Here is a 17,489-nt window from a genome sequence, read left to right as displayed (position 1 = left end):
GCGTCGGCCCGGAACCACCGGTTGGCGACCGTGCCAACCGTACCGGGCGGTGCGGCGAGGTGGAATCCCGGTGCCGACCGATGCCGATACGCCGAAGACCCGCCCGGTGTCGGGCGGGTCTTCGGACTGGAGGAGGTGAGAAAGGTCTGTGGCGTCAGCTCATGTGACGCTGGGCGATGGCGAGAAGCTCCTCGCGGACCGCGGGCGAGTTCGCGGAACGCAGCGCGTGCTCGATGGCGCGGGCGCGGCGGTTGGCGTCGCGGCGGGTGCGGATTCGCTCGATCATGCTCATCTTGGGTCTCTCCTCCTGGCTATTCGGTTGTCAGCCCCTTGATGTCTCTATTTAAGCGCACCAGGCCGCCCATCGCCATCGATTATTAGGTGAGCTGAACCACGTACCTAAGGATCGTAGGTCAGCCTGCCCTCAGATCCTATGATTCCGTTCCCGAAACGGTTACGGCCGGTGTGCCGGGCGTTCACCCGTGGCACACCGGCCGTGACCGGAGCGGTGGTGCGTCAGGTCCAGGCGAGCAGCGCCGCCTCCGGGTCGGCCAGGAAGTCCCCGATGTCGCGGAGGAACTTCGAGCCCAGCTCACCGTCGATGATGCGGTGGTCGAAGGAGAGGCCGAGCGTGGTCACCAGGCGCGGCTTCACCTTGCCCTTGTGCACCCACGGCTGCTCCCGTACCGCGCCGAAGGCGAGGATCGCCGACTCGCCCGGGGGCAGGATCGGCGTACCGGTGTCGACGCCGAAGACGCCGACGTTGGTGATGGTGAACGTGCCGCCGGACATGTCCGCCGGGGACGTCCTCCCCGACTTCGCGGTCTGCACCAGGTCCGTCATCGCGTCCGCCAGCTCGCGCAGCGAGAGCCGCCCGGCGTCCTTGATGTTCGGCACGATCAGGCCGCGCTCGGTGGCCGCCGCGATGCCGAGGTTGACGTACTCCTTCACCACGATCTCGTCGCCGGCCCAGGTCGAGTTGACCATCGGGTGCCGCTTGACCGCCAGCAGCACCGCCTTGGCGACCAGCAGCAGCGGCGAGACCCGCACGTCGCGCCACTCCCGCCGGTCACGCAGCCGGTCCAGCGCCTTCATCGCCCGGGTCACGTCGACGGTCAGGAACTCCGTCACGTGCGGGGCGGTGAACGCCGAGCGGGCCATGTTCTCCGCGGTGAGCTTGCGTACCCCCTTGACCGGGATGCGCTGCTCGCGGTCCGCGCCGAAGCTCGCGGCCGACGCGGCCGGCGTCGTGACCGTCAGCGGCTCGGCCGCCGCCGGGGTCGCGGTCGCCGCCCGCTGTACGTCCTCACGGGTGATCGAGCCGAGCGGACCCGAGCCGGTCAGCGTGGCCAGGTCGATGCCGAGGTCCTTCGCCAGCTTGCGGACCGGCGGCTTGGCCAGCACCGGACCGGAGACCCGGCCGTTGCCGTTGACCGCCGGGGCGGGAGCGGGCGGGGCGGGCGCGACAGGCGCGGGCGCCACCGGGGCGGCGGCCTGAGCCGGTGCCGGCGCGTCACCCTTGCGCGGGCGGCGCTTGGCCGGGGCGTTGCGCGGGCCGTAGCCGACCAGCACGGCGGTACGCCCACCCGGGGCCACACCACCGATCAGGCCCGGCTCGACCATGCCCTCGGCGGGCGCGACCTGGACCGCGGCGAGCGACGCTGCAGACGGAGCGGGCAGGTCCGACGCGGGGGTCGCGGTCGTCGACTCCTCGATCGGCCCGGCGCCCGGGTCGGTGTCGATCGCGATGATCGGCACGCCGACCTCGACAGTGGACCCCTCCGGGTGGAAGATCGCCTGCACCCGGCCGGCCCACTTCGCCGGGATCTCGACCGCCGCCTTCGCGGTCTCCACCTCGACGATCGGCTGGTTCAGCTCGATGTCGTCGCCGACCTTGACCAGCCAGGCGAGGATCTCGCCCTCGGTCAGGCCCTCGCCCAGGTCGGGAAGGTTGAACTCCTTGATCCGGGACATGCCGCTCACCAGCCGAACGTGCGGTCGACGGCGTCGAGCACCCGGTCCAGGTCGGGCAGGTACTCCTCCTCCACCCGGGCGGCCGGGTAGGGGGTGTCGAAGCCGGTCACCCGCAGCACCGGGGACTCCAGGGAGTAGAAGCACTCCTCGGTGATCCGGGCCGCGATCTCCGACCCGAGACCCAGGTTGCCCGGGGCCTCGTGCACGACCACGCAGCGGCCGGTGCGCCGCACCGACTCGTACGCCGCGGTCAGGTCCAGCGGCGAGATCGTGCGCAGATCGATGACCTCCAGCTCGCGGCCGTCCTCGGCGGCGGCGGTGGCCGCGTCGAGCGCGGTGCGCACCATCGGGCCGTACGCCAGGACCGTCGCGTCCGTGCCGGGCCGCGCGACCCGGGCCGAGTGCAGGGGGTACGCGTCGGCGATCGGCGCGTCCAGGTCCACCGGACCCTTCTCCCAGTAGCGCCGCTTCGGCTCCAGGAACACGATCGGGTCGTCCGACGCGATCGCCTGCTGGATCATCACGTACGCGTCCTGCGGGTTCGCGCAGCTCACCACCTTGAGACCGGCGGTGTGCGCGAAGTACGCCTCGGGCGACTCGGAGTGGTGCTCGACCGCGCCGATGCCGCCGCCGAACGGGATGCGGATGACCATCGGGATCCGCACCTTGCCCTGCGAGCGGTAGTGCATCTTCGCCACCTGCGACACGATCTGGTCGTACGCGGGGTAGACGAAGCCGTCGAACTGGATCTCGCAGACCGGACGGAAACCGCGGATGGCCAGGCCGACAGCGGTGCCGATGATGCCGGACTCGGCCAGCGGGGTGTCGATGACGCGCTGGTCGCCGAAGTCCTTCTGGAGGCCGTCGGTGATCCGGAACACGCCGCCGAGCTTGCCGACGTCCTCGCCCATGATGACGACCTTCGGGTCGTTCTCCAGGGCCCGCCGCAGGCCGGTGTTCAGTGCCTTGCCGAGGGTGAGCGTCTCCGTGGCCATCAGTGCGCGCTCCCCTCGAAGGACTCCATGTACTGCGTGAACCGGGCCCGCTGCTCGTCCAGCTCGGGAGAGCCGTTGGGGTAGACGTGGTCGAACATGCTCACCGGCTGCGGGTCGGGCATGGCGAGCACACGCTCGCGCAGGTGCACCGACTCGGTGCGGGCCTGCTCGTCGACCTCGGTGAAGAACGACTCGTCGGCGATCTTCTGCTTGGTCAGGAACGCCTTCATCCGGGCGATCGGGTCCTTCGCCTGCCACGCCTCGACCTCGCTGGCGATGCGGTAGCGGGTCGGGTCGTCGGAGGTGGTGTGCGCGCCCATCCGGTAGGTGTACGCCTCGATCAGGCTCGGGCCCTGGCCGTTGCGCGCGTTGTCCAGCGCGTGCCGGGTCACCGCGTACGACGCGAGCACGTCGTTGCCGTCCACCCGGACGCCGGGGAAGCCGAACCCGCCGGCCCGCCGGTACAGCGGCACGCGGGTCTGCCGCTCCAGCGGCTCGGAGATGGCGTACTGGTTGTTCTGGCAGAAGAACACCAGCGGGGCGTTGAAGACGCTGGCCCAGACGAACGACTCGTTGACGTCGCCCTGGCTGGTGGCGCCGTCACCGAAGTAGGCGATGACCGCCTCGCCGTCCTCGCCGCCGGTCTTGCCGTCCATGGCGACACCCATGGCGTACCCGGTCGCGTGCAGGGTCTGCGCCCCGATCACGATCGTGTACATGTTGAACTTGAACTCGTTCGGGTCCCAGCCGCCCTGGTCGACGCCGCGGAACAGGCCCAGCGGCATGATCGGGTCGATGCCGCGGCAGTAGAGCACGCCGTGCTCGCGGTAGGTCGGGAACGCCATGTCCTGCGTACGCAGCGCCCGGCCGGAGCCGACCTGCGCCGCCTCCTGGCCCAGCAGGCTGGCCCACAGTCCCAACTCGCCCTGGCGCTGCAGCGCGGTGGCCTCGGCGTCCAGCTTGCGGACCAGCACGAGGTCGCGGTAGAGCCCGCGGTACTCCTCGTCGGTGAAGTCGACGCGGTACTCGGTCCCGTCCGGGCCGAGCGCGGTCTCGATGCGCTCACCTTCCGGCGTGAGCAGCTGTACGAGTTCCGGTTCACCGGCCGCGGCGGCGCGCCTGGTGCGGGGTGCGGCCCGCTTGCTGCGGGTGGCGGCCCCGGGGTCGCCCTTTGCCATCCGTCTCTCCCTGTCTGTCTGCGCCGGCGCCGGGGGTTACCCGAGCCGAGCACCTCGTGCGCCCGCCCGGCTGATGCCGGGTCGGTCCCTGGCGACCGCGCCTGACCCCGGTAGGGGTTGCCGCGCGGCGTGAGCCGGAGTCGGTCGGGGACAGACCCAGGCCCGGGAGCGCCGGCGCCGTTCCGCACCAGCCGCGGGGTACGCGGAGGTGGCGGCTGCGTTGCCGTCGTGTCTGAATGATTGCAGAGGAGGTGAGCGGGCCCACAGTATGGCCTCCTTGGTGGGTGAGGTTCCATCGTCTTCATGACGGATAGCCGTCTTTGTCCCCAGTGGCGGGATCGGCTGACGTACAAAATGTGTGTCGACACGCGGTTGCGACTGGTGAACTGAGCGTCACTGGGTCAAGCTTGCGGTGAGCTGTTGCGCGGCATTTGTCCGAATATCCGCGCATGCTCTCCCGTCCCCGTTCGCGCGTGAGGAGTGTGCCGGTGTCCGAACCAGAGGGTCCCCCCGGCTCACCCTTCCTCGGCCGGCACCGCGCGCTGCCCGCCTCCCCGTACCGCCGGGTCGTCGGCGCCCACCGCGCCCCCGGCGCCGGCGCCCCCAGCCGGGGCTACCTGCTCACAGTGGCGCTGCTCGCCGGCACCGCGTCGATGCCGATCCTCGCCGCCATCAGCACCGGATCGGCGACGGTGGGCAACAGCGCGCTCCCCGACACCAGCACCCCGTTCCTGCCGACACCCTCGATCGGGCCGGTGGTGATCCCGCCGCCCCAGGCGACCCAGCCCGCAGTGCCGTCCACGCCCACCCCCGACGTCACCTCCGTACCCCCGGCGCGGCCCGTCCTCCCCGCCGCGCCGAGCCTGCCCGACGACAGCGACCTCGCCGCCCGCCACCGGTCCCGCCCGGTGGCCGCGCCGCCGCCACCGTCCACGCCGGTCCGGCCCACCCCGGTCCGCCCGCCGCACCCCTCGCCGGTGCCCTCACCGTCGCCGTCGCACCCGCCGTCCGACCCGGGTACGCCGACGCCCGAGCCGAGCCCCAGCCCCGAGCCGTCCGCCACGTCCGTCGAGCCGACGCCCTCGGCAGGTTCGTCCGACCCGTCCGGCCCATCGGGTACGTCCGGTCCCGCTGATCCGTCGGGTCCTGCCGAGCCGTCCGGTTCTGCTGGGCCGTCGGGTCCCGCTGGGCCGTCGGGTCCCGCTGGGCCGTCGGGTCCCGCCGAGCCGTCGGGTCCCGCCGAGCCGTCGGGTCCTGCCGATCCGTCCGGTTCTGCTGGGCCGTCGGGTCCTGCCGGGTCGTCCGCCGCGTCCGCTCCTTCCGGCCCGGCCCGCCCATCGGTGTCCCGCGCCTCATGATCGACACCACTTCGGCGTAGTGGTGTGGTCCCGGCTGGTCTGATGCGGCCACCTCGCCGAGGTGGTGTGGATCAACAGGGGTCTGGGGGGTGTGCCCTCGTGCCGGGGTGGGGTGGTCGGGGGACGGCAGGCCTCATGATCGACTCCGTTACGCCGTGCTGGTGTGGTTCCGGCCGGCTCGATGCAGCCACCTCGCCGAGGTGGCGTGGATCAACGAGGGGCGGGGCCACCGAGGGCCGGCGCCCGCATGATCGACACCAGTACGGCGTAGTGGTGTGGTTCTGGCCGGGGTGATGCCACCACCTCGCCGAGGTGGTGCCGATCATGCGTGTGCGACTGCCTAGGCCGGGTCGTCGGTCAGGCGGTGACGGTTCGCCTCGATCCAGGCGTTCAGCGCCTCCGGGTCGTCCGGGTCCACCCCGTCCGCCATCAGCTGGGCCACCGCGGCCGTGGCCGGGCTGCGCCGCTCACCGGTGCTGTAGAGCCGCGCGAACTCCGGGACCATCTCGGTGATCGCCTCGTCCGTCCGGGCGGCCGCCGACTGCGACAGCCCGCGCTGCCGGGCCGCGTACGCCGCCCAGGCGCGCAGCACCCGGGGCAGCATCGCCGCGTCGTCCATGTCCAGCACGGCCCGGCGGTGCACCCAGTCGAGCAGGAACAGCTCGGCGACCATCGGGCTCCACCGCATCGGGTCGGCGTCCGGGAAGCTGGCCGCGTGGTCGAGCAGCAGGCCGAGGCAGAAGTGCAGCGAGGCCAGCTCGCCGTCGGCGACCTCGGGCAGGCCGAACCGGGACGCCTCGGGCGAGTCGAGGAATGCGCGTACCAGGCGGGTGCGCTCCTCGTCGGTGGGCGGCGGCACGACCGCCGGACCGGCCGGCGGGGTCGGCCCGGGCAGCGCGGCCAGCCGTGCGCCCACGAGCGCCCGGTCGGTGGCGAGCGAGCCCTGTGCGGGCAGCTCGGCGAGGTCGTCGGTGACCGCCAGGTGGCGGCTCACCTCGGCGTGCATCCGGGCCGGGTCCTCGGTACGGAACCAGGTGAACTCGTCCTCGGTGCAGATCTCCCGGGCCTGCTCCACGATCCGGGCCGCCGGGCCGCCGACGAAGACGTCCTTGGTGATGCCGATGTTGTGGTCGACCAGCGCCACCAGCGCGTGCTCGGGCCCGCCCTGTTCCTCGTCGTCGTACGCGAACGTGGCGAGGTAGGACGTCTGGTCGCCGTACACGTCGCCGTACGCCCAGGCGCCTGTGACGTGCACCCGGCCGAGCTGGCCGGCCCACGTCGGGGCGTACGCGCCGGGCCGGACCCGGGCGGCGCCCTCGGCGTCGGGCACCAGGGCGGCGAAGACGGCGCGCAGTGTGGTCGCGGCGGCGCTGCGCCGCCGGGACGTGGCGGCGAGGAAGCCGGTGACGAACTCGCGGACGGCCTGTTCCCGGTCGTGCTCCGCGACGGCGTAGACGCTGCCCAGCAACGCGGCGCCGAGCATCTCCGCGTCCAGGGCCGAGTCGAGCCTCGTCACGTCGCGCGCGGCGTGCAGAACCGCGTCGTAGGGGGTCTGTGGCGTGGCCATGCATCGACCCTACGCCGCGCGGGCCGCCCCCACACCGGTCAGCACGCCGGGTTCAGCGCCGCACGGCTTCGCGCAGCGCCTCCCGGGCCGTGCCGTAGCGGGTCAGCACCGCCCACACCGGGTCCAGCACGTACTTCTCGCCGACGCTGCCCACCGACGTGAGCAGGCGTCGCTCGGCCCGCGCCCGGGCCCGGCGGGCCGCCCACCCGACCACCGGCCGGGTCAGCGCCGCGATCAGTAGCCCGGCCAGCAGGCCACCGAGCAGCAGGACCGTCGGCCACGGCACCACGCCGAGCGTGGGGTGTTCCAGCGGGGGCAGGCCGAGCAGGCGCACCGCGTACCCGAGGAGCAGCCAGACCAGGCCGGCCAGCGCGGCCAGGGTGACCACCCACTGGAGCACGCCGACCACCCGCCACCAGGCCGGCCGGCGGTCCATGCCCAGGTCGGTCGCGGCGACCGCGTGGTCGAGCGCGCCCGGCAGGTCGGCCTGCCGGGACCGGGCCGCGGCGGTCACCGCAGCCGGCCACGGCGCCGGCAGACCGGCGCCGTTCCGGTCGGCCACCGCGCGGATCGCCAGCGTCAGCGCCGAGCGCTGCGCGGCTGTCGGATCGGGTACGGAGGTGGCCGCGACCAGGCTGTCCGCCGGCGCGTCCGGGTCCCGCCCGGGCAGGTGCAGCCGGCGCAGCGGATCGGGTCGTAGCTTGCGCCAGCTCCGCAGCAGCGGCCAGCCGGTGTTGCTGACGGCCCGGTGCCGGTACGCCCTCTCGACTGCCGCCGCCACAGTCGGCACCCCGGCCGCCCCGGCCAGCGCCCGGTTCAGCTCCTGCGCCGAGGCGTCGCCGGGTTTGCTGCTCGGCGGTTCCGGCCCGACGAGCGGTTCGAGATCGGCCACCACGGCGTCCACGTCGCCGGAGAGCCGGCGCAGGGCGGCCTGCCGTTCGGCGACCGTACGCTCCAGCTCGGCCCGCAGGCCGCTCAGCCCGTTCGGGTCGACCGCTACCGTGGGCAGCAGCGGCACCCCGCCCAGCCCGTCCTCGTCGAGCAGCCGGCGCAGATCCTCGAGGACCTTGGGCAGCTCGGTCGGGTGCAGCCGGTCGGCCTGGTTGAGCACCACGACCGTGACGTCCTTGTGCCTGTGGAACTCGCGCAGATAGCTGGTGTGGATCACGCGGTCGGCGTACTTCTGCGGGTCGACCACCCAGACCACCAGGTCGACCAGGCCCAGCAGGCGGTCGACCTCCAGCCGGTGACCGTGCTGCACCGAGTCGAAGTCGGGCAGGTCGAGCAGGACGAGGCCGTGCAGCGTCGACTCGTCGTCGGCGTCCAGCGGGCTCTCCCGGACGAACCGGTGCCGGGGCAGCACGCCGATCCAGTCGAGCAGCCGGACCGCGCCGTCCAGCGGACCCCACACGCAGGCGTGCGCGACGCCGGTGGTCGGCCGGCGCACCCCGACCGGGGAGAGGTCGAGCCGGGCCAGCGAGTTGAACAGGCTCGACTTGCCGCTGCCGGTAGCGCCGGCCAGCGCGACCACCGTGTGCCGGCCGGAGAGGGCGAGCCGGTCACCGGCCCGCTCGACCACCGTGTGCGCGGCGACCAGTTGAGCGTCGGGCACGTCGCCGTCCACCGCGGAAAGGAACCGCTGGATCGCCTGGAGGCGCTCGATCAGCACGTCCGGGTCGACCCGCTGCTCGCCGCGCAGCGCGTCCCGCATCCGTCCGACGACGTTACTCACTGGCGTCCGTCCTGCTCGGGGCTCGGAAACAGACCACTCCGGTGCCGGGCCCGCTCGACCTCCAGGGCGGCCCAGCGCAGCGCCGCGCCGGCGTTGTCGGCCGGGCGTTCGGCCTCGGTGCGGGCCAGGAAGCGCTCGGCTTCCTCGGCCAGCAGCTTGCCGGTCCGGTCGAGCAGGTCGATCCGGGCCTTGCGTGCCAGGTTCCGCACCGCCTGGTCGCCGAAGATCGCCTGGAGCACGGTCTGCCCGGCGACCGCCGTGCCGGTGCCGGCGGCGACCTCCAGCCCGGTGGGGATGAACGCGGTGGAGGCGAACACGCCGATCATGACGGCGAGGCCGGTGGCGTTCACCGCGTACGCCGCGGTGCGGGCCACGAACCGCCGGTCGCCGCCCTCGACCCGGACCAGTTCCAGCACGCCGCGCTGCCAGTCGCGGACCAGCTGCTCGGCCCGCTCCGGCAGGTCGGCCGAGGCGTGGGCCAGGTCCGGCTCCAGCAGCGCCGCGCCGGCCGGGTGCGCCTTCCAACCGGTGTACGCGTTCTCCGCCGCCTCGGCGGCCACGCCGCGCAGCAGCGTGACGAGCTGCGACTCGATCGCGGTACGCAGTTCCGCGGCGGGCGCGGGCCGCCCGGTGACCGCCGCGACGACCCGGTCCCGCAGCCGGCCGATGCGTGCCTCCAGGCCCCGGAAGAACTCGCCGGTGCCGATGAACTCCTGCCAGCGGGCCAGCACCTCGCCGCGCAGCAGCCGGCCGTCCCGGAGCCCCTGGTCGACGCTCCGCTCGGCGCCCCGGTACGCGGCCCGTACCCGTTCGTCCAGCGCGTCGGCCGCGGTGCACTGCTCGTCGGCGGCCTCGGCGAGCGCCTCCACCACCGGGTGCAGCGCGGCCAGCGCGCCGTCGAGCGTCTGCCGGACCACCGCGGCGCGGGCGTCGGCGTCGGCGGCGAGCCGGGCGAACCAGTCACTGAGCGGGGCGGTGATCCGGTCCGGCAGCAGCCCCTGCCCGTCCACCCAGGTCTCCGGCAGCACGAACAGCGGCGCGGCGCCCAGCTCCTGCTCGGCGAGCATCTCGGACAGGTGGGCGGCGACCTCGTCGGCGGCCTCCGGGGGGACCCGGTCCAGCACCATCGCCACTGCGGTGCCCCGGGCGCGGGCGCTGCGCAGCAGCTCCCAGGGGACGGCGTCGGCGTACCGGGCGGCGGTGGTGACGAACAGCCAGAGGTCGGCGGCGGCGAGCAGTTGCCCGGCGAGCGCCCGGTTGGCGTCGACCACCGAGTCGATGTCGGGCGCGTCGAGGAAGGCCAGGCCGGGCGGCAGCGCCGGTGCGGTGACCAGGTGCAGGGTGCCCGGCTGCTCGCTCGGCTCGGTGGTCCGGGTCAGGCCGGGCAGCAGCTCGCCCTGCCGGAACCAGGCCGCGTCGGTCGGGCTGCACACCAGCACCGGGGAGCGGGTGGTGGGGCGGAGCACCCCGGCCGCGCTGACCCGTGCCTGGACCAGGCTGTTGACGAGCGTCGACTTGCCCGCGCCGGTGGAGCCGCCGACCACCACCAGCAGCGGGGCGTCGAGCCGGGCCAGCCGGGGAAGCAGGTAGTCGTCGAGCTGGTCGGTGAGGCTCGTGGCGGCGTGCCGGGCCGGCTCGGCCGACGGGAGGGCGAGCGGGAAGCGGGCCGCGCCGATCGCCGACCGCAGGCCGGTGAGCGCGGCGGGCAGGCCCTCCGCGGCGTGCGCAGGCTGGTCGGCGCCGGTGGTGGCTCCGGTGCGGGCTGCGACGGCGGGCGCGCCGGCACGGGTGGCGGAATCGCCATGCGTCGTCACCGCTAAAGCGTGCCCGACCGACGCAAGGTAAGACAACCGGACAGTAGTAACGGTCGGGTTGCGCCGGGTCGGCTCAACCTCGACTTGCGGATTGGCGATGGCGTGGCACTATTGAGTCAAGTTCACTCAACTTGTGGTGCGGTCGCTTCCGGGCGGCCCTCCCGGGCAGGCCGTCTGACCTGCTCACCCGTTACGAAGCGAGGAAGCGAACATGGCACGTGCGGTCGGCATCGACCTCGGCACGACGAACTCCTGCGTCAGCGTTCTCGAGGGCGGTGAGCCCACCGTCATCGCCAACGCAGAGGGCTCGCGTACGACTCCCTCGATCGTCGCGTTCGCCCGCAACGGCGAGGTGCTCGTCGGTGAGGTCGCCAAGCGCCAGGCGGTGACCAACCCCGACCGGACCATCCGCTCGGTCAAGCGGGAGATCGGCACCAACTGGACCGTCGACATCGACGGCAAGAAGTACACCCCGCAGGAGATCTCGGCCCGTACGCTGATGAAGCTCAAGCGGGACGCCGAGGCGTACCTGGGCGAGCAGATCACCGACGCGGTGATCACCGTCCCCGCCTACTTCAACGACGGGCAGCGCCAGGCCACCAAGGAGGCCGGTGAGATCGCCGGCTTCAACGTGCTGCGGATCGTGAACGAGCCGACCGCGGCCGCCCTGGCGTACGGCCTGGACAAGGGTTCCAAGGAGCAGACCGTCCTGGTCTTCGACCTCGGTGGCGGCACCTTCGACGTGTCGCTGCTGGAGCTGGCCGAGGGCGTGGTGGAGGTCAAGTCCACCAGCGGTGACAACCAGCTCGGCGGTGACGACTGGGACCAGCGCATCATCGACCACCTGGTGAAGACGTTCCGCGGTGAGCACGGCATCGACCTCTCGCAGGACAAGATGGCCATGCAGCGGCTCAAGGAGGCGGCCGAGAAGGCCAAGATCGAGCTGTCCGCCGCCACCACCAGCAACATCAACCTGCCGTACATCACCGCCGGCTCGGCCGGCCCGCTGCACCTCGACGTGACGCTCAGCCGCGCCGAGTTCCAGCGCATGACGCAGGACCTGCTGGACCGCTGCAAGGGCCCGTTCGAGCAGGCCGTCAAGGACGCCGGCATCAAGATCTCCGACGTCGACCACGTCATCCTGGTCGGCGGCTCGACCCGGATGCCGGCCGTCACCGACCTGGTCAAGCAGCTCACCGGCCGGGACCCGAACAAGGGCGTCAACCCGGACGAGGTCGTCGCCGTCGGCGCCGCGCTCCAGGCCGGTGTGCTCAAGGGCGAGGTCAAGGACGTCCTGCTGCTCGACGTGACCCCGCTGAGCCTGGGCATCGAGACCAAGGGCGGCATCTTCACCAAGCTCATCGAGCGCAACACCACCATCCCGACCAAGCGCTCCGAGGTCTTCACCACGGCCGACGACAACCAGCCGTCGGTGCTGATCCAGGTGTTCCAGGGCGAGCGGGAGATCGCGGCCTACAACAAGAAGCTCGGCACCTTCGAGCTGACCGGCCTCCCGCCGGCCCCGCGCGGCGTGCCGCAGATCGAGGTCACGTTCGACATCGACGCCAACGGCATCGTGAACGTGCACGCCAAGGACCTGGGCACCGGCAAGGAGCAGAAGATGACGATCACCGGCGGCTCCTCGCTGCCGAAGGACGACATCGAGCGGATGCGCCGGGACGCCGAGGAGCACGCCGACGAGGACAAGCGCCGCCGCGAGGAGGCCGAGACCCGCAACGTGGCCGAGGCGCTCCAGTGGCAGACCGAGAAGTTCCTCGCCGAGAGCGGCGACAAGCTGCCCAGCGAGAACCGTGACCAGCTCAACGAGGCGCTCGGCGAGCTGCGCAGCGCGCTCGGCGGCCAGGACATCGAGAAGATCAAGTCCGCGCACGAGAAGCTGGCGCAGGTCTCCCAGCAGGCCGGCTCGCTGCTCTACGCCCAGCAGCAGGAGGGCGAGCAGGCGGCGCCGGGTGGCGCGGCCGGGCCGGGCGCCGGCGCGGGCGCGGGCGCGACCGGTGGCCCGAAGGCCGGCGGCGACGACGACGTGGTCGACGCGGAGATCGTGGACGAGGACAAGAAGTGACATCCGGTCCCGGACACGATTCGCACGGCAGAGGGATGAGGTAACCGCATGACGGACAAGCCACGCGCGGCCGACCCGGGTGCCACCGGGTCGGCGGGCGCCGGCAAGGACGCCGGCGACGAACCCCGGGTCGTCATCCGCGACAAGCGCAAGCTCGGCAAGGTGACCGAGCAGCCGGCGAACGACGCCTCGGCGGCGGACGCCGCTGCCGACGCGCCCGCCGAAGGGCTGGTCGAGGAGGCCGAGGTCGTGGTCGACGAGATCGGCGGCGAGGCCGAGGTCACCGGGCCGACGGTGGTCGACTCCCCGGCCGAGCCGAGCGGGGAGACGGAGGCGACCGCGCCGCTCGGCGCCGAGCTGGAGTCGCTCCGCACCGACCTGGAGGAGCGCACCCGCGACCTCCAGCGGGTCACGGCGGAGTACGCCAACTACCGCAAGCGGGTCGACCGGGACCGCAACCTGGTCCAGGAGCAGGCCACCGGCACTGTGCTCAGCGCGCTGCTGCCGATCCTGGACGACCTGGACCGGGCCCGTGAGCACGGCGATCTGGTGGGCCCGTTCGGCAGCGTGGCCGAGCAGCTCACCGCCGCGCTGGGCAAGTTCGGCCTGACCGCGTTCGGCGAGAAGGGCGACCCGTTCGACCCGACCCGGCACGAGGCGGTGGCGCACCAGACCTCCGCCGACGTGACCGAGTCGACCTGCGTACAGGTCATGCGCCGCGGTTACCAGCTCGGCGAGCGGCTGCTGCGGCCCGCCATGGTCGCGGTCGCGGACCCGGAGTAGTGCCGACCCGTGACGTCCCGCCCGCCCCCACCGGGCGGGCGGGACGGCCGGGCTTCGACCCGTGGAAGGGGGTGGACCGGTGAGTTCCAAGGACTGGATCGAGAAGGACTACTACGCCGCGTTGGGCGTGGAGAAGTCCGCCTCCTCGGACGAGATCAAGAAGGCGTACCGCAAGCTGGCCCGGGAGTCGCACCCGGACCACAACCCCGGCGACACCGGGGCCGAGGAGCGGTTCAAGACCGTCTCCGAGGCGTACGCGGTGCTGGGCGACGAGAAGAAGCGACGCGAGTACGACGAGATGCGCTCGCTGTTCGGCTCGGGCGCCTTCCGCCGCAGCGCCCGCGGCGCGGGCCAGCCGGGCGGCGTGCCGTTCGACGTCTCCGACCTGTTCGGCGGCGGCGCGGGCGGCGGGGACACCCGGTTCGGCGGCGGCGGTTTCACCGACCTGTTCAGCTCGATCTTCTCCGGCGGCGGGGGCGGCGCGGCGCGTCCGCGCGGTCCGGCGCGGGGCCGGGACGTCGAGGCCGAGGTGGCGCTCGATTTCGAGGATGCGGTACGCGGCGTCACGCTGCCGCTGACGCTGCGCGCGCCCGGCGTCTGCGACACCTGCCACGGCAACGGCGCGAAGCCGGGTACCCAGCCGGTGGCCTGCCCGGTCTGCCACGGCGCCGGCGTGACCACCCGCAACCAGGGGTCGTTCAGCTTCTCCGAGCCGTGCCGCAACTGCCAGGGCGTCGGCACGATCGTCGAGGAGAAGTGCCCGGAGTGCCACGGCACCGGCGGTGTCACCAAGACCCGCACGCTGAACGTGCGCTTCCCGGCCGGGGTGGCCGACGGGCAGCGGATCCGCCTGGCCGGCCGGGGTGAGCCCGGTGAGCGGGGCGGCGCGGCCGGCGACCTGTTCGTGCAGGTGAAGGTCCGCCCGGACGAGCTGTTCGGGCGTACCGGGGACGATCTGACCCTGAACGTCCCGATCACGTACGCCGAGGCGGTCCTCGGCACCGACCTGCGCGTGCCGACCCTGGACGGGACGGTGACGCTGCGGGTGCCACCGGGTACGCCCAGCGGGCGGGTGCTGCGCGCCCGCGGCAAGGGCGTCGTACGCAAGGACGGCCGCGCCGGTGACCTGCTGGTCACGCTCGACGTGGTGGTCCCGGCGAAGGTCTCGGACGAGGCGCGGGCGGCGCTGGAGACCTTCGCGGAGCAGACTCCGCCCGCCGCGCGGGAACATCTCGACGCGCGGGTACGTCGATTCAGTTGACGGCGGCAGCGGAGGTGAGCGGGCATGTCGGAGGAGTACGTCGGCTCGGGTGACCCGGCCTACGAGGCCAAGGTGTTGATGATCTCGGTGGCTGCGCGGATGGCGGGGATGCACCCCCAGACGCTGCGCCAGTACGACCGGCTGGGCCTGGTGCAGGCGGGCCGGGCGTCCGGCGGTGGCCGCCGGTACAGCGTCCGGGACGTGGTGCTGCTGCGCGAGGTGCAGCGGCTCAGCCAGGACGACGGGATCAACCTGGCCGGGGTCAAGCGGATCATCGGGCTGGAGCGGCTGCTCGAAGAGGCACAGCAGCGGGTGGCCCGGCTGGAGGCGGAGCTGGACGCCGCGTACCGGCGGATCGCCGAGCTGGAGTCGCTCGGTGGCTTTGCCCGCGGCGACCTCGTGCCGACCAACCGCACGTCCACCGCGCTCGTCGTCTGGCGACCACGCCGCGCTCCCGACCGCTGACCTTTCACCGGAAGGCCGGCGCGCCCCGCTCCCCCGGGGCCGCGCCGGCCTTCGTACGTCCGGCCCTCGTGCGTCCCTGGTTCGGGGCGCTCGTCGGGGAAAGCGGGATGCGGCAGGGCGCTGTCGACTAGGCTCGCCGGTAGGGCAAAAACCCCTAAATCGGACGCCGAGTTGGCAGGGGGAGCCATGGCGGAACCGGCTAAGAAGGTGGCGGAACGCGCCGAGGAACGGCTGGAGAAAGTGGCCGAGAACGTCCGCGAGCGGTTCGACCGGGTCACCGAGGGACGCTTCAGCGACAAGGTCAAGGAAGGGCGCTTCGCCGACCAGACGGACCACGGCGTAGACCGGGCCCGGGACGACGAGAGGCGCAAGAAGCAGGGCGGGTCGACCTGACGATCCGCCGACGTGCGGGCCGGGATCCACGGGGGATCCCGGCCCGTTCGCCGTTCAACCCGGCGACGTGTCAGAGGCGGCGGTTCTCGCGGACCAGGCCGCCCTCGCACCAGTCCCGGTAGACGAACAGGTCGGGCCGGGCGAGCAGCACGCGGCTGTTGTGCGCCCAGTTGCGCATCAGGTCGTCACCGGCGCGTTCGGCCTGCTCGACAAGCTTGCGGAACCGGCGTTTGGGATGGGCGCGGAAGTTCGTCCGGATGCCGTCGGCGGCGTAGATGTAGAGGCAGTGCAGCGCGAACCGCCGGGCCGGGCAGCGCTCGTCCATCGCCAGGTCGAACAGCGTCTGCACCAGATGGTCACCGGCGACCAGCAGGTCCCAGTCGGGCGGCATCGAGGTCAGCGGCACCGAATCCGGTTGATAGGCCCACGCCCGGAGTTCGGCGGGCGAGGGATCGACCGGATTGGCGAAGCCGTGGAACGTATCTTCCTGCACGCTCACCGGCCGACCTTCCGCTTGCGCTGGCGGGGGCACCGGCCACCCGCGGACCCTGGCTGCTGGGCCGAAACGTTAACGCGGCTGAGCGGAGCAGTGGTAGACCTTCCGGGGATCAATTTGACAACGCCGGGCCGGATCTGCCTGTGGCAGGTCCGGCCCGGCGCGGGTCAGTCCCCGGTCGGCGCGGGCAACGCCGCTGCCGCACGGGCGGCGGCGGCGCGGGAGCGCAGCCACTGCTTGAACCACTGGGTGTCGGGCAGCCGGGCGAGCAGCGGCCCGGTCACCACCGTGATCAACACGTACGCGGTGGCGAGCGCCGCCAGCTTCGGGTTCACCGGGTAGGCGGCCGCGACGGCCAGTCCGGCGATGACGATGGAGAACTCGCCGCGCGGGGTCAGCGCCAGGCCGGCCCGCCAGCGACCGGGCTCGGCGATCCCCGCCCGGCGGGCGGCCAGGTAGCCTGTGGCCACCTTCGTCGCCATGGTGACCACTGCCAGCACCAGCGCCGGCAGCAGCACCGGCGGCATGTCCAGCGGGTTGGTGACCAGCCCGAAGAACACGAAGAAGACAGCGGCGAAGAGATCCCGCAGCGGGGAGAGCAGTTCGGTGGCGTGGTGCGCCACCGGCCCGGACAACGCGATGCCGACCAGGAACGCGCCGACAGCGGCGGAGACCTGGAGTTTGGCCGCGATACCGGCGACCAGCAGGGTCAGGCCGAGCACCCCGAGCAGGAGCGCCTCCGGGTCCTTGGCGGAGAGCGCGGCGGAGATCAGGTGGCCGTACCGGATCGCCACGGCCAGCACCACGACGACGGTGAACACCGCGATGGCGAGCGCGATGCCGCCCTTCATCAGGCCGACCCCGGCGAGCAGCGCGGTGACCAGCGGCAGGTAGAGGGCCATCGCCAGGTCCTCGATCACCAGGACGGAGAGGATCACCGGCGTCTCCCGGTTACCGACCCGGCCCAGGTCGCCGAGCACCTTGGCGATCACGCCCGACGACGACACCCAGGTGACGCCTCCGAGCACCACTGCGGCGACCCAGCCCCACCCGAGCAGCAGCGCGAACCCGAAGCCGGGCAGCGCGTTGAGCACCGCGTCGATCAGACCGGCCGGCGCGGCCGAGCGGAGGTTGCCCACCAGTTCGTTGGCGCTGTACTCCAGGCCGAGCATGACCAGCAGCAGGATCACGCCGATCTCGGCGCCGACGGCGAAGAACTCCTCGCTGGCGTTGAGCGGCAGCAGGCCACCGTGCCCGAACGCCAGGCCGGCGAGCAGGTAGAGCGGGATGGGCGAGACACCGACGCGACGGCTCAGCCGGCCGAGCAGGCCGAGCAGGAGCAGCAGCGCACCGACCTCGATGAGCAGGATTGTGGTTTCGTGCATACGCG

General features: G+C 72.8%; 15 protein-coding genes. 5 read left to right on the top strand and 10 right to left on the bottom strand.

Features of this window, described 5'->3' with window-relative positions:
* Positions 1-154: 154 nt before the first annotated feature.
* From DQE82_RS30785 to DQE82_RS07555, 8 genes are all read right to left on the bottom strand, one after another.
* Positions 155-292, bottom strand: coding sequence for a hypothetical protein (locus DQE82_RS30785; RefSeq protein WP_013283356.1), 138 nt, complete (start codon positions 290-292; stop codon positions 155-157).
* Positions 293-516: 224 nt separating this feature from the next.
* The gene (locus DQE82_RS07585; protein ID WP_043330772.1) at positions 517-1,974 is read right to left on the bottom strand and encodes a dihydrolipoamide acetyltransferase family protein; all 1,458 of its coding nucleotides are present in this window, start codon (positions 1,972-1,974) and stop codon (positions 517-519) included.
* 5 nt (positions 1,975-1,979) lie between these two features.
* Positions 1,980-2,969 carry an alpha-ketoacid dehydrogenase subunit beta gene (locus tag DQE82_RS07580; protein WP_030269708.1) on the bottom strand — a complete coding sequence of 330 codons (990 nt, stop codon included), beginning with the start codon at positions 2,967-2,969 and terminating at the stop codon, positions 1,980-1,982.
* The gene (gene pdhA, locus DQE82_RS07575) at positions 2,969-4,147 is read right to left on the bottom strand and encodes a pyruvate dehydrogenase (acetyl-transferring) E1 component subunit alpha (RefSeq protein ID WP_030500531.1); all 1,179 of its coding nucleotides are present in this window, start codon (positions 4,145-4,147) and stop codon (positions 2,969-2,971) included. The genes DQE82_RS07580 and pdhA overlap by 1 nt, the downstream gene beginning before the upstream one ends.
* A gap of 613 nt (positions 4,148-4,760) precedes the next feature.
* The gene (locus tag DQE82_RS07570; RefSeq protein WP_231915604.1) at positions 4,761-5,210 is read right to left on the bottom strand and encodes a hypothetical protein; all 450 of its coding nucleotides are present in this window, start codon (positions 5,208-5,210) and stop codon (positions 4,761-4,763) included.
* A 635-nt stretch (positions 5,211-5,845) separates the two neighbouring features.
* Entirely contained in the window at positions 5,846-7,072 is a 1,227-nt protein-coding gene (locus DQE82_RS07565; protein ID WP_113972286.1) for a hypothetical protein, read from the bottom strand.
* 52 nt (positions 7,073-7,124) lie between these two features.
* Positions 7,125-8,783 (bottom strand): GTPase, encoded by a 1,659-nt coding sequence (locus DQE82_RS07560; RefSeq protein ID WP_113972285.1) that lies wholly within the window; start codon positions 8,781-8,783, stop codon positions 7,125-7,127.
* 17 nt (positions 8,784-8,800) lie between these two features.
* Entirely contained in the window at positions 8,801-10,618 is a 1,818-nt protein-coding gene (locus DQE82_RS07555; protein ID WP_064447964.1) for an ABC transporter, read from the bottom strand.
* A gap of 211 nt (positions 10,619-10,829) precedes the next feature.
* Here DQE82_RS07555 and dnaK point away from each other — a divergent pair, with 211 nt between their 5' ends.
* From dnaK to DQE82_RS07530, 5 genes are all read left to right on the top strand, one after another.
* Positions 10,830-12,701, top strand: a complete 1,872-nt coding sequence (dnaK, locus tag DQE82_RS07550; protein ID WP_043327583.1) for a molecular chaperone DnaK — start codon at positions 10,830-10,832, stop codon at positions 12,699-12,701.
* A gap of 48 nt (positions 12,702-12,749) precedes the next feature.
* A complete protein-coding gene (gene grpE / locus DQE82_RS07545) occupies positions 12,750-13,484 on the top strand; it encodes a nucleotide exchange factor GrpE (RefSeq protein WP_043327582.1) in 735 nt (244 codons plus the stop codon).
* 79 nt (positions 13,485-13,563) lie between these two features.
* Positions 13,564-14,745 (top strand): molecular chaperone DnaJ, encoded by a 1,182-nt coding sequence (gene dnaJ / locus DQE82_RS07540; protein WP_113972284.1) that lies wholly within the window; start codon positions 13,564-13,566, stop codon positions 14,743-14,745.
* A 24-nt stretch (positions 14,746-14,769) separates the two neighbouring features.
* Positions 14,770-15,210: a heat shock protein transcriptional repressor HspR gene (locus tag DQE82_RS07535; RefSeq protein WP_030500539.1), complete on the top strand. Its 441-nt coding sequence runs from the start codon at positions 14,770-14,772 to the stop codon at positions 15,208-15,210.
* Positions 15,211-15,396: 186 nt separating this feature from the next.
* Complete coding sequence (locus tag DQE82_RS07530; protein WP_043327580.1) at positions 15,397-15,603, top strand: hypothetical protein; 207 nt, start codon at positions 15,397-15,399, stop codon at positions 15,601-15,603.
* A gap of 70 nt (positions 15,604-15,673) precedes the next feature.
* Here the strand turns inward: DQE82_RS07530 and DQE82_RS07525 are convergent, their stop codons facing one another.
* Together DQE82_RS07525 and DQE82_RS07520 are read right to left on the bottom strand one after the other, a co-directional pair.
* On the bottom strand, positions 15,674-16,102 hold the full coding sequence (locus DQE82_RS07525; RefSeq protein ID WP_030500541.1) for a hypothetical protein: 429 nt from the start codon (positions 16,100-16,102) through the stop codon (positions 15,674-15,676).
* Positions 16,103-16,266: 164 nt separating this feature from the next.
* Positions 16,267-17,484, bottom strand: a complete 1,218-nt coding sequence (locus tag DQE82_RS07520; RefSeq protein WP_043327579.1) for a cation:proton antiporter — start codon at positions 17,482-17,484, stop codon at positions 16,267-16,269.
* Positions 17,485-17,489 lie beyond the last annotated feature (5 nt).

The organism is Micromonospora sp. LHW51205 (assembly GCF_003315815.1).
GTDB classification, from domain to species: domain Bacteria; phylum Actinomycetota; class Actinomycetes; order Mycobacteriales; family Micromonosporaceae; genus Micromonospora; species Micromonospora chalcea.
The sequence above is the reverse complement of the archived record's forward strand: the minus strand, read 5'-3'. Positions and strand labels throughout refer to the sequence as shown.

Bases quoted from the DNA above. Each gene is read 5' to 3' on its own strand.
- DQE82_RS30785 (WP_013283356.1), bottom strand. From the start codon at position 292: ATGAGCATGATCGAGCGAATCCGCACCCGCCGCGACGCCAACCGCCGC.
- DQE82_RS07585 (WP_043330772.1), bottom strand. From the start codon at position 1,974: ATGTCCCGGATCAAGGAGTTCAACCTTCCCGACCTGGGCGAGGGCCTG.
- DQE82_RS07580 (WP_030269708.1), bottom strand. From the start codon at position 2,969: ATGGCCACGGAGACGCTCACCCTCGGCAAGGCACTGAACACCGGCCTG.
- pdhA (WP_030500531.1), bottom strand. From the start codon at position 4,147: ATGGCAAAGGGCGACCCCGGGGCCGCCACCCGCAGCAAGCGGGCCGCA.
- DQE82_RS07565 (WP_113972286.1), bottom strand. From the start codon at position 7,072: ATGGCCACGCCACAGACCCCCTACGACGCGGTTCTGCACGCCGCGCGC.
- DQE82_RS07560 (WP_113972285.1), bottom strand. From the start codon at position 8,783: ATGCGGGACGCGCTGCGCGGCGAGCAGCGGGTCGACCCGGACGTGCTG.
- dnaK (WP_043327583.1), top strand. From the start codon at position 10,830: ATGGCACGTGCGGTCGGCATCGACCTCGGCACGACGAACTCCTGCGTC.
- grpE (WP_043327582.1), top strand. From the start codon at position 12,750: ATGACGGACAAGCCACGCGCGGCCGACCCGGGTGCCACCGGGTCGGCG.
- DQE82_RS07535 (WP_030500539.1), top strand. From the start codon at position 14,770: ATGTCGGAGGAGTACGTCGGCTCGGGTGACCCGGCCTACGAGGCCAAG.
- DQE82_RS07530 (WP_043327580.1), top strand. From the start codon at position 15,397: ATGGCGGAACCGGCTAAGAAGGTGGCGGAACGCGCCGAGGAACGGCTG.
- DQE82_RS07520 (WP_043327579.1), bottom strand. From the start codon at position 17,484: ATGCACGAAACCACAATCCTGCTCATCGAGGTCGGTGCGCTGCTGCTC.